10 protein-coding genes are annotated in these 10,439 nt (G+C 66.4%); 3 read left to right on the top strand and 7 right to left on the bottom strand.

The window, feature by feature from the left end:
* Positions 1-102 precede the first annotated feature (102 nt).
* Positions 103-1,191, top strand: a complete 1,089-nt coding sequence (locus BRAS3809_RS11825) for a methyl-accepting chemotaxis protein (RefSeq protein ID WP_008962328.1) — start codon at positions 103-105, stop codon at positions 1,189-1,191.
* Positions 1,192-1,201: 10 nt separating this feature from the next.
* Here BRAS3809_RS11825 and BRAS3809_RS11830 read toward each other — a convergent pair whose 3' ends face one another.
* The 5 genes from BRAS3809_RS11830 to BRAS3809_RS37695 form a co-directional block, all read right to left on the bottom strand.
* Positions 1,202-1,921 (bottom strand): haloacid dehalogenase type II, encoded by a 720-nt coding sequence (locus BRAS3809_RS11830; protein ID WP_008962329.1) that lies wholly within the window; start codon positions 1,919-1,921, stop codon positions 1,202-1,204.
* A gap of 123 nt (positions 1,922-2,044) precedes the next feature.
* Positions 2,045-3,046 carry a class II fructose-bisphosphatase gene (glpX, locus tag BRAS3809_RS11835; RefSeq protein WP_008962330.1) on the bottom strand — a complete coding sequence of 334 codons (1,002 nt, stop codon included), beginning with the start codon at positions 3,044-3,046 and terminating at the stop codon, positions 2,045-2,047.
* A 216-nt stretch (positions 3,047-3,262) separates the two neighbouring features.
* A complete protein-coding gene (locus BRAS3809_RS11840; protein ID WP_035656142.1) occupies positions 3,263-4,579 on the bottom strand; it encodes a homoserine dehydrogenase in 1,317 nt (438 codons plus the stop codon).
* 36 nt (positions 4,580-4,615) lie between these two features.
* Entirely contained in the window at positions 4,616-5,836 is a 1,221-nt protein-coding gene (locus BRAS3809_RS11845; protein WP_008962332.1) for an LL-diaminopimelate aminotransferase, read from the bottom strand.
* 207 nt (positions 5,837-6,043) lie between these two features.
* Positions 6,044-6,232 carry a hypothetical protein gene (locus BRAS3809_RS37695; RefSeq protein ID WP_008962333.1) on the bottom strand — a complete coding sequence of 63 codons (189 nt, stop codon included), beginning with the start codon at positions 6,230-6,232 and terminating at the stop codon, positions 6,044-6,046.
* 355 nt (positions 6,233-6,587) lie between these two features.
* Here BRAS3809_RS37695 and BRAS3809_RS11855 point away from each other — a divergent pair, with 355 nt between their 5' ends.
* Together BRAS3809_RS11855 and BRAS3809_RS11860 are read left to right on the top strand one after the other, a co-directional pair.
* Positions 6,588-8,393, top strand: a complete 1,806-nt coding sequence (locus tag BRAS3809_RS11855; protein ID WP_008962335.1) for a PHA/PHB synthase family protein — start codon at positions 6,588-6,590, stop codon at positions 8,391-8,393.
* 72 nt (positions 8,394-8,465) lie between these two features.
* Positions 8,466-8,864 (top strand): MAPEG family protein, encoded by a 399-nt coding sequence (locus tag BRAS3809_RS11860; RefSeq protein ID WP_008962336.1) that lies wholly within the window; start codon positions 8,466-8,468, stop codon positions 8,862-8,864.
* 4 nt (positions 8,865-8,868) lie between these two features.
* Here BRAS3809_RS11860 and BRAS3809_RS11865 read toward each other — a convergent pair whose 3' ends face one another.
* Complete coding sequence (locus tag BRAS3809_RS11865; protein ID WP_085963484.1) at positions 8,869-9,933, bottom strand: LacI family DNA-binding transcriptional regulator; 1,065 nt, start codon at positions 9,931-9,933, stop codon at positions 8,869-8,871.
* Positions 9,915-10,439: ThuA domain-containing protein (locus BRAS3809_RS11870; RefSeq protein ID WP_035656144.1), on the bottom strand; the 525-nt coding region annotated here is incomplete at its 5' end. The genes BRAS3809_RS11870 and BRAS3809_RS11865, both read right to left, overlap by 19 nt.

Genomic DNA, 10,439 nt, shown 5'->3' on the forward strand with positions numbered 1-10,439 from the left:
AGCCGTTAGGCGAACTCCTTTCAATTTCAATCAAAAGAACCGTTCGTTTGCTGGCGCTCCGCAAGGCCGCGGAAGACGCGCTGCAACTTGGAGTGCATGCCGATGCTGACTGCGCCTGACCTGAAGTCCTCGCCCTCGCTCGTTCCCTCGCAGCCGACGGGGGTCGAGGACGAGACCGACGTCTCGGCGCTGATCGCGCGGCTCACCGGCGAGGTCAACCAGATCGCCTGCGAGAAGACCAAGTCGATCCAGCAGATCACCAACCAGATGAAGATGCTGGCGCTGAACGCGCTGATCGAGAGCTCGCGGGTCGGCGCGCAGGGCGCGGGCTTTGCCGTGGTGGCGCAGGAGGTGCGCGCGGTCGGCCAGCAGGTCGAGACGATCGCGCGCGAGCTGGAAGGTCAGCTGACGACGCGCACCGGCAATCTCAAGAGCTCGATCGAGCGCATGACGGAACGCGCCCGCGGCGAGCGCATGGTCGACCTGGCGCTCAACGCGATCGAGTTGATCGACCGCAATCTCTATGAGCGGACCTGCGACGTGCGCTGGTGGGCGACGGACTCCGCCGTCGTCGATTGCGCCGCTGCGCCGGATGCCGCCCGCGTCGCCCATGTCTCCGAACGGCTCGCGGTGATCCTGTCGGCCTACACCGTCTATCTCGACCTCTGGCTGTGCGATCCCTCCGGCAAGGTCATCGCCAATGGCCGCGCCGACCGATACAACGTGGTCGGCCAGAGCGTCGCAGATACGAAATGGTTCCGAGAGGCGCGCGGCCTGCGCTCGGGCGACGACTACGTCGCCGGCGACGTCGAGTGCCAGCCGCTGCTCGGCAACGCCCAGGTCGCGACCTACTGCGCCTCGGTGCGCGAGGACGGCAAGGCCCATGGCAAGCCGCTCGGCGTGCTCGCGATCCATTTCGACTGGGAAGCGCAGGCGCGTGCCATCGTGCAAGGCGTGCGAGTCAGCGAGAGCGACAAGGCGCGCGCGCTGCTGGTGGATTCCAGCCATCGCGTGATCGCCTCGTCGGACGGCCAGGGCATTCTCAGCGAGCGGGTGTCGCTCAAGCTGGATGGCAAAAGCAGCGGCTTCTACCAGGACGCCTCCGGGCGCATGGTCGCCTTCCACGCCACGCCGGGCTACGAGACCTACAGGGGCCTCGGCTGGTACGGCGTGATCGTGTCGGGCGGTTGAGGACGGAGGATCAGCAGCCGAGCCGATCGGCGATGCCGTTGAAGTCGGCGGCGATGATGTCCCAGGCGCCGGTGGCCTCGAAGTCGCGGCTCTGGAGCGGGCCGTATTCGGTGGAGCGCGCGACGAAGGCGGTCTTCAGGCCGTAGCGCTGGGCGGCTTCGAGATCATTGTTGTGCGCGGCGACCATCATCACCTCGCTGGGTGCAAGACCCAGCAGACGCGCGGCGCCGAGATAGGTTTCGGGGTCGGGCTTGTAGTGCTCGAACAGCTCGGCGGACAGTACGAGGTCCCACGGCAACCTCGCGAACTTCGCCATGTTGGTGAGCAGCGCGACATTGCCGTTGGAGAGCGGCGCGATGATGTATCTGGACTTCAGCCGGGTCAGCCCGGCGACGCTGTCGGCCCAGGGATGCAGCCGGTGCCAGCCGCGCGTGAGATGATCGAGATCGGCTTCGGTGAGGCCGGTGATGCCGAGCTTGGCGACGAGCGTCTCGAGCGAGCGCCGATGCAGCACGTCGAGAATGATGTAGCCGCGCTCCGGATGCTTGCGCACCTCGTCCATCGAGCCGACATAGAGCCCACGCCAGCCATCGACCAGCGCGGTCCAGTCGCCCTGGATGCCGCGGGTCTTGGACCACGCGGTGAAGTCGTTGATCAGGCTGGTGCGCCAGTCGACGACGGTGCCGAACACGTCGAACACCAGCGCCTTGACCATCGAGAGATCGGACATGCTGGATCGCCCTCTGACTTCGTCATTCCGGGATGCGCGCGCAGTGCGCAGACCCGGAATATCGACCTGCCTGCTCGGGAGTCCGGGTTCACGCTGTGCATGTCCCGGAATGACTTGGCGACCTCAGTCGAGGTGGAACTTCTCCAGCTGGCGATGCTCGGCGCGGATGTAGCGCACGGTGCCGGTGACGGAGCGCATCACCACGGTCTCGGTCTCGATGACGCCGTCCTTGCGGAACTTGACGCCGGACAGCAGCGAGCCGGTGGTCACGCCGGTCGCCGCGAACAGGCAGTCGCCGCGGGCCATGTCCTCGATGCCGTAGATCATCTTGGGGTCGCCGACGCCCATCTTGTGCGCGCGCTCGCGCTTCTCCTCGGTGTCGAGGATGAGGCGGCACTGCATCTGGCCGCCGATGCAGCGCAGCGCCACCGCGGCCAGCACGCCCTCGGGCGCGCCGCCGGTGCCGAGATACATGTCGACTCCGGTGTTGTCAGGATCGGCGCAGTGGATCACGCCGGCGACGTCACCATCGGTGATCAGGCGCACCGCGGCGCCGGTCGAGCGCACGCCCTGGATGATGTCGGCGTGGCGCGGACGGTCGAGCACCAGCACGGTGATCGCGGAGGGATCGACGCCCTTCGCCTTGGCGAGGCGGCGGACGTTGTCGGCCGGCGTCGCGTCGATGTCGACCACGCCCTTGGCATAGCCCGGACCGACCGCGATCTTCTGCATGTAGACGTCGGGCGCGTGCAGCAGGGTGCCGCCATCGGCCATGGCCATGGTCGCGATCGCGCCCGGCATGTTCTTGGCGCACAGCGTGGTGCCTTCGAGCGGGTCGACCGCGATGTCGACCTTGGGCCCGGCGTTGAGGCCGACCTTCTCGCCGATGTAGAGCATCGGCGCCTCGTCGCGCTCGCCCTCGCCGATCACGATCGTGCCCTCGATCGGCAGCTTGTTGAGCTCGCGACGCATGGCGTCGACCGCCGCCTGGTCGGCAGGCTTCTCCTGGCCATGGCCCCGCAGCCGCGCCGCCGACACCGCCGCCCGCTCGGTCACGCGCACCAGCTCCAAGGTCAGGATACGCTCGAGCAGCAATTGTTGCGGGACGGAAATCTGCGTCGACATCGGCCAACTCCTCAAGGCGTCACGGCGGACATCCGCCATCAAAATCTACCGCTCGGACGCCGTCCCCACGAACGGCGTACCAATGGGGCAGCCGGCACCGGCCATGGCGCCACCGCCCCTGCATCGTGCGTTTTGAGCATGAACCACAGCCAAACGCCACGCGTTTGTTTGAGCAGGGACAACCGGTTCCACAACCGCTTCCCTGGGCATCATGCGCTAATTTTTCTCGATCCGGATCACCTGCGGCTTGCCGCTGATGACCTTGTCGCGCTGCACGGCCTGCAGCGCCCGATGCACCGCGTCCTCGTGGGTCGCGTAGGTGATCAGGATCACCGGCACCGGCCCGCCCTTGGCGCCCGCCTTCATCGGCTCGCTGCCATTGGGATGGCGCTGCACGATCGATTCGATCGAGATCTTCTGCTCGGCGAGGCGCGTCGCGATCGTCGCGGCGGTACCGGCGTGATCACGCGCCATCAGGCGGATGTAGTAGCCGCCTTCGTGCCGCTCCATCGGCGCCTTCTCGGTCGCCTGCAGCCTGTCGACCGGGCGGCCGAACGGCGCGGCGCGGATGCCGCGGGCAACGTCCGCGATGTCGGCCACGACCGCGGACGCGGTGGCCGCGCCCCCTGCTCCCGGGCCGACCAGCGTGATCGGCGGAATGCCCTCGCCGTCGATCGTCACCGCATTGGTCACGCCCATCACCTGGGCGATCGAGGAGGATTTCGGCACCATGGTCGGATGCACGCGCTGCTCGATGCCCTTGGCCGTGCGCATGGCGACGCCGAGCAGCTTGACGCGGTAGCCGAGCTCGTCGGCGGCCTTCAGATCCTCCGGGGCGATCGAGGAGATGCCTTCGACATAGATGGATTTCTCGGCGACCTGGGTGCCGAAGGCGAGGCTCGCCAGGATCGCGAGCTTCTGCGCGGTGTCGTGGCCGTGGATGTCGAACGACGGGTCGGCCTCGGCATAGCCGAGGCGCTGGGCGTCCGCGAGGCACGCATCGAACGACAGCCCCTCCTGCTCCATCCGGGTGAGGATGTAGTTGCAGGTGCCGTTGAGGATGCCATAGACGCGCTGAATGCCGGTGCCCGCGAGTCCTTCGCGCAGGGTCTTGATCACCGGGATGGCGGCGCCGACCGCCGCTTCGAAGTTCAAGGCGCCGCCATGCTTCTCGGCCGCCTTGGCGAGTTTCAGGCCGTGCTTGGCGATCAGCGCCTTGTTGGCGGTGACCACCGATTTGCCGGCCTTGAGCGCGGTGTCGATCGCCGACAGGGCCGGATCGCCAGAACCGCCCATCAGCTCGACCAGGCAATCGATTTCGGGGTCCGCCGCGAGCGCCAGCGGATCCTTGGCCCATTTGATCCCCGTGAGATCGACGGCGCGCTTCTTCTTGGACCGCGCCGTGACCGCCACGACCTGCACCGGACGTCCCGTCCGCTCGGTCAGGACGCGCCCCTGCCGCTCGATCAGACGAACGACCTCGGCACCCACGGTGCCGAGGCCCGCGATGCCCACTCGGAGGGGTGCGACCATGGAATCAAAGAACCTGCAGCAAGGAAAACGGGAGACTCAGCGCCGATTGGCGAGAGGAACCACGTTGTGCAACGTTTCGATGCCGCTTTCAAGGAAGCGGCGGACGCCGCGCGCGGCCTGCCGGATGCGCTGCTCGTTCTCGACCATGGCGATGCGGACGAAGCCTTCGCCGTGCTCGCCGAAGCCGACGCCCGGCGACACCGCGACGCCGCACTTCTCGACCATCAGGGTCGCGAACTGCATGCTGCCAAGGCTCTTGAACTTCTCGGGCAGCGGCGTCCAGGCGAACATCGAGGCCTCCGGCGAGGGGATCTCCCAGCCGGCGCGGCCGAACGCCTCGACCAGCGTGTCGCGGCGCTTGCGATAGACGTCGCGCATCTCGCGGATGCAGTCGTCCGGCCCGTTCAGCGCGGCGGTGGCCGCAACCTGGACCGGCGTGAACGCACCGTAGTCGAGATAGGACTTCACCCGCGCCAGCGCGGCGATGATGCGCTCATTGCCGACGGCGAAGCCCATGCGCCAGCCGGCCATCGAATAGGTCTTCGACATCGAGGTGAACTCGACCGCGACGTCCATCGCGCCCGGCACCTGCAACACCGACGGCGGCGGATTCTTCTCGTCGAAATAGACCTCGGCATAAGCGAGGTCCGACAGGATCAGGATCTCGTGCTTCTTCGCGAATGCGACGAGGTCGCGATAGAAGTCGAGGCTCGCGACATAGGCGGTCGGGTTGCTCGGATAGCAGACGATCAGCGCCAGCGGCTTCGGAATCGAATGGATGATCGCGCGCTCGGCCGCCTCGAAGAATTGCGGCGTCGGCTCGGCCGGCACCGAGCGGATCACGCCACCGGCCATCAGGAAGCCGAAAGCGTGGATCGGATAGCTCGGGTTCGGGCACAGGATGACGTCGCCGGGCGCGGTGATCGCCTGCGCAACGTTGGCGAAGCCTTCCTTGGAGCCGAGCGTCGCCACGATCTGGGTGTCGGGATTGAGCTTCACGCCGAAGCGGCGGTCGTAATACGCCGCCTGCGCGCGACGGAGGCCGACGATGCCGCGCGACGCCGAATAGCGATCGGTGCGCGGCTTGCCCAGCGTCTCCTTGAGCTTCTCCAGCACATGCGCCGGCGCCGGCAGGTCGGGATTGCCCATGCCGAGGTCAATGATGTCGGCCCCGGCGTTCCGCGCGGCCGCCTTGGCCCGGTTGACCTGCTCGAAGACGTATGGCGGCAGACGGCGGATGCGGTAGAAATCTTCCATGGGTCTCTCGGCTCCGGCAACCGGGGGCGGATCAGCCAGCAGCGCTGGCTCGGTGGCGCCGCTGCCCTGAAATCCGTGCTAGATCATGAACTTAGCACGGCCTTGCGGCCTGTTTGGCGACGACACTCTGAGGTGCGGTTGATTCCGGTGTTTTATCATGGACGTCGCGCCGCGCCAGACAATTACGTCAGGGGGCGTCCCGACCCTTCACCGGTCCCTGACGGGCGTCCCGGCCGACGCCTGGCGGTCGCGCGCGGCGCTGAGCTCCTTCTCGATCCGGGCGCGCTCTTCCGGCGACATGACCGGCGTCTCGCGGTTGCGCGGAACGTCGTTGACGGGCAGATAGCCGCTGTGATCCTTCGGAGCCGACACGGCCTCGGCGTCCAGCGACGGCATGTCGGCGATCTGGCTGGAGCAACCGGACAGCGCGACGCAGGCGCAAAGCGCAACGCCGGCCCAAAGGGCTCGTGCCTTCGTCCTGAAGCCCTCGCTCACCAGCGCCACGCCACAGCCCCCGCCGCCACTACAGCACCCCATCGCAACACGGCACATTTTGCCGCAGTACAACCAAATGTCACCCGAAAGATTCATCGGTTGAACAGGTTTTCGCTCCCGCCCTAGGAGTTCACCATGGCCGAAGCAAGCGCATTTTTCGCAACGCAACAAACAGACATCGAATTAACCCCAAACTCCCGGATTGTTGATCTCGCGCGGTGACGAAACGATTCCGACGCGGTAGTGTGAGCAGGCCATGACCGACGTGCCGAACAACACCAATTCACAAAAAACCTTCGACGCCGAAGCCTTCGCGACCAACATCGCGAGAGCAATGGAGAGCAGCGGCAAGGCGATTGCCGCCTATCTGAAGCCGCGCGAAACCGGCGAGGTTCAGGACCGGCCGCCGACCGAGCTCGCCGAAGTCGTGAAGTCGTTCACGGCGGTCGCGGACTACTGGCTGTCCGACAAGGATCGCGCCAGCGACATCCAGACCAAGATCGCCAAGGGCTATCTCGACCTGTGGGGCTCGGCCTCGCGGCGGCTGGCCGGCGAGGACGCGCCGCCGGCGATCTCGCCGTCGCCGCGCGACAAGCGCTTCGCCGATCCGGAGTGGAAGTCGAACCAGTTCTATGACTTCGTGATGCAGGCCTATCTGCTGACGACGCAGTGGGCGCAGGATCTGGTCCACAATGCCGAAGGACTCGATCCCCACACCCGCAAGAAGGCCGAGTTCTACGTCAACCAGATCACCAATGCGTTGGCGCCGTCGAACTTCGTGCTGACCAATCCCGAGGTGATGCGGCAGACCGTTGCCACCAGCGGCGACAACCTGGTGCGCGGCATGCAGATGCTTGCCGAGGACATCGAGGCCGGCAAGGGCACGCTGAAGATCCGCCAGTCCGATCCGGCCAATCTGGAGGTCGGCGTCAACATGGCGACGACGCCGGGCAAGGTGATCTTCCAGAACGAGATGATGCAGCTGATCCAGTACGCGCCGACCACGGAGAACGTGCTGCGGACGCCGCTGCTCATCGTGCCGCCCTGGATCAACAAGTTCTACATTCTCGACCTGCGCCCGGAAAAGTCGTTCATCAAATGGTGCGTCGATCAGGGCCTCACGGTCTTCGTGATCTCCTGGGTCAATCCCGACAAGAAGTTGGGGACCAAGACCTGGGAGGACTACATGAAGGAGGGCCCGCTCACGGCGATGGACGTCATCGAGAAGGTGACGGGCGAGATGAAGGTGCACACGATGGGCTATTGCGTCGGCGGCACCATGCTTGCCACCACGCTGGCCTGGCTCGCCGACAAGCGCCGCCAGCGCGTGACCTCGGCGACCTTCCTGGCCGCGCAGGTCGACTTCACCCACGCGGGCGATCTCCTGGTGTTCGTCGACGAGGCCCAGATCTCGGCGCTGGAGCGCGACATGCAGGCCTCCGGCGTGCTCGAAGGCAGCAAGATGGCGATGGCCTTCAACATGCTCAGGTCGAACGACCTGATCTGGTCCTATGTCGTCAACAACTACATGAAGGGCCAGCCGCCGCAGGCATTCGACCTGTTGCACTGGAACTCGGACGCGACGCGGATGTCGGCGGCCAATCATTCCTACTACCTGCGCAACTGCTACCTCGAGAACCGGCTGACCTCGGGCACCATGGTGCTCGACAACACGCTGCTCGACCTCTCCAAGGTGAAGGTCCCCGTCTACAATCTCGCCACCCGCGAGGACCACATCGCACCGGCGGACTCGGTGCTGTACGGCTCGCAGTTCTTCGGCGGCCCGGTGAAGTATGTGCTGTCGGGCTCCGGCCACATCGCCGGCGTCGTCAACCCGCCCTCCTCCGGAAAATACCAGTACTGGACCAACGACCAGATCCACGACATCTCACTCAAGGACTGGATGAAGGGCGCGCAGGAGCACAAGGGCTCGTGGTGGCCCGACTGGCGCGCGTGGCTGGGCGAATTGGATCCCGAGGAGGTTCCTGCCCGAAGTGTCGGCAGCGAGGCCTATCCCCCGCTCGAAGATGCGCCGGGCTCCTATGTCCGCGTCCGCGCGTAGCGTGATCCGCCGCGATTGACTATAACCGCTCCGTCCCGGCGGGACGGGACGGAATCAGTTGAGGGGATCTCGATGACGCGCGAACTGTTCTGGCTGACGCTGACGGTCATTCTGACCGGCCTGCTGTGGGTTCCCTATATCCTGAACCGCTGCCAGGTCCGCGGCCTGACCGGCGCGATGGCCAACCCCTCCCGCAACGACAAGCCGCACGCGGCCTGGGCGACGCGGCTGATGTTCGCCCACGACAACGCGGTCGAGAACCTCGTGATCTTCGCGCCGCTGGTGCTGATCCTGAACGCAATCGACTATTCGACCAAGTGGACCGTCCTCGCCTGCGCCGTCTATTTCTGGTCGCGTGTCGCCCACGTCATCGTCTATGCGCTCGGCCTGCCGGTCTTCCGCACCCTGGCTTTCGTGGTCGGCTTCGCGGCGCAGGCGGTGCTCGCGATCGCGATCTTCGGCTGGCTCTAGGCCGTTATGGCAGATTGTCGCGCAGGAAGATGTCGATGCGGATGCGCTCCTGATCGGGGCTGATCGGCTCGCCCGAGCAATGCGCGAGCAGGACGCGCGCCGCCGAGCGCGCCTCGTGGCCGGGATCCTGGTTGATGATGGCGTCGAGCGTGCCGCGAACCAGGAACCGCCTTGTGTGCTGGGTCAGCTCATGGGTGATCCACACCACCTCTCGCGCCCGCCCCGATGCTTCCAGCGCGTCCGCAATGCCGCGATTGCCGGCGCCGCAGCAATAGATGCCGCGCAGATCGGCATGCCGCGCCAGCAAATCCGCCGTCAGCTCCCGGGTCAGCTCGCTGTCGTCGCGGCCCTCGATCGCGGGCAGCGCGCGCAGGGTCTGATATTCGCTCGACAGGATCTGGTTGAAGCCGAACTGACGCTCCGCGTGATCGCGCAACGACAGCGAGCCGGCGATCACCGCCACCGTGCCGTCGCGGCCGCCGAGGAAGCGCCCCATCAGCGTCGCAGCCGTGCGCCCCGCGGCCGGGTTGTCGATGCCGACATAATGCAGGCGGCGCGAGGTCGGGGCGTCGGAGACCAGGGTGACGACGGCGACGCCACGCGCGGTGAGTTCGTCGATCGCGGCGCGCACCCGGGGATGGTCGAGCGCGATGACCGCGACGCCCTGGTACACCGGCGACAGCGTCTCCAGGGCACCGGCCAGCTGGTCCGGATCGAACACGTCGACATGGAGGATGTCGATGAAGCCGCGCTGGCCCGCCAGCCAGTCCGCCGTCTGCCGGACCTGCTCGGTCAGGTTGGTCATGAAGCTGTTGCCGCCGGTCGGCAGCACGAAGGCGAAGCGAAAGCTCTGTCCCCGCGCCAGCCGCGCGGCCGCGACGTCGGCCCGGTAGCCGAGCTTGGCCACCGCGGCCTCGACGCGCGCCACGGTCTTGGCCCGTACGCCCTCGCGCCGGTTGATGACGCGGTCGACGGTGGCAAGCGACACGCCGGCCGTGCGCGCGACGTCCTCGAGCGTCGCACGAACGGGTGACGGCGGCGCGCTGGCCGTCACGCGCGGGCCGCCCATAGCATGCCGCGGGTCATCAAGGTGCGGATCTCCGGCACGTCGAGCTCATAGGCGCGATGCCCGAGCGAGGAATAGAAGACCCGGCCTTCGCCGTAACGCTTTTTCCAGACCACCGGCATCACGACACCTTCGATCCAGGGCGCATGCTCGCCGTTGAAGGTCGTGGTTGCCAACACCTCATTGGCCGGGTCGACATGCATGTAATATTGCTCGGAACGGTGCTCGAAGCTCTTCAGCCCCTTCATGATGGGATCGTCCGGCCTGGTCAAGTCGACCCTGTAATCGATGATGTTGCCGGGATGCGCGACCCACTGCCCGCCACACATGAACTGGTAGTCCACCGAATCGCGGAAGGCGTCGCCCATGCCGCCATGATGGCCGGCGAGCCCGACGCCGCTCCGTACCGCCGCGCACAGGTTGAGCGCCTCGGCCTTTTCGATCTTCGACATCGTGTAGATCGGGATGATCAGTGACAGATCATGGATCGCGGGATCGGCGAACGCCGC

Source organism: Bradyrhizobium sp. STM 3809 (assembly GCF_000239795.1).
GTDB lineage: Bacteria > Pseudomonadota > Alphaproteobacteria > Rhizobiales > Xanthobacteraceae > Bradyrhizobium.

What these genes read in the sequence shown, in the direction of transcription:
- BRAS3809_RS11845 (WP_008962332.1), bottom strand. Translation starts at nt 5,836, where the DNA reads ATGGAAGATTTCTACCGCATCCGCCGTCTGCCGCCATACGTCTTCGAG.
- BRAS3809_RS11865 (WP_085963484.1), bottom strand. Translation starts at nt 9,933, where the DNA reads ATGGGCGGCCCGCGCGTGACGGCCAGCGCGCCGCCGTCACCCGTTCGT.
- glpX (WP_008962330.1), bottom strand. Translation starts at nt 3,046, where the DNA reads ATGTCGACGCAGATTTCCGTCCCGCAACAATTGCTGCTCGAGCGTATC.
- BRAS3809_RS11855 (WP_008962335.1), top strand. Translation starts at nt 6,588, where the DNA reads ATGACCGACGTGCCGAACAACACCAATTCACAAAAAACCTTCGACGCC.
- BRAS3809_RS11840 (WP_035656142.1), bottom strand. Translation starts at nt 4,579, where the DNA reads ATGGTCGCACCCCTCCGAGTGGGCATCGCGGGCCTCGGCACCGTGGGT.
- BRAS3809_RS37695 (WP_008962333.1), bottom strand. Translation starts at nt 6,232, where the DNA reads ATGCCGTCGCTGGACGCCGAGGCCGTGTCGGCTCCGAAGGATCACAGC.
- BRAS3809_RS11830 (WP_008962329.1), bottom strand. Translation starts at nt 1,921, where the DNA reads ATGTCCGATCTCTCGATGGTCAAGGCGCTGGTGTTCGACGTGTTCGGC.
- BRAS3809_RS11860 (WP_008962336.1), top strand. Translation starts at nt 8,466, where the DNA reads ATGACGCGCGAACTGTTCTGGCTGACGCTGACGGTCATTCTGACCGGC.
- BRAS3809_RS11825 (WP_008962328.1), top strand. Translation starts at nt 103, where the DNA reads ATGCTGACTGCGCCTGACCTGAAGTCCTCGCCCTCGCTCGTTCCCTCG.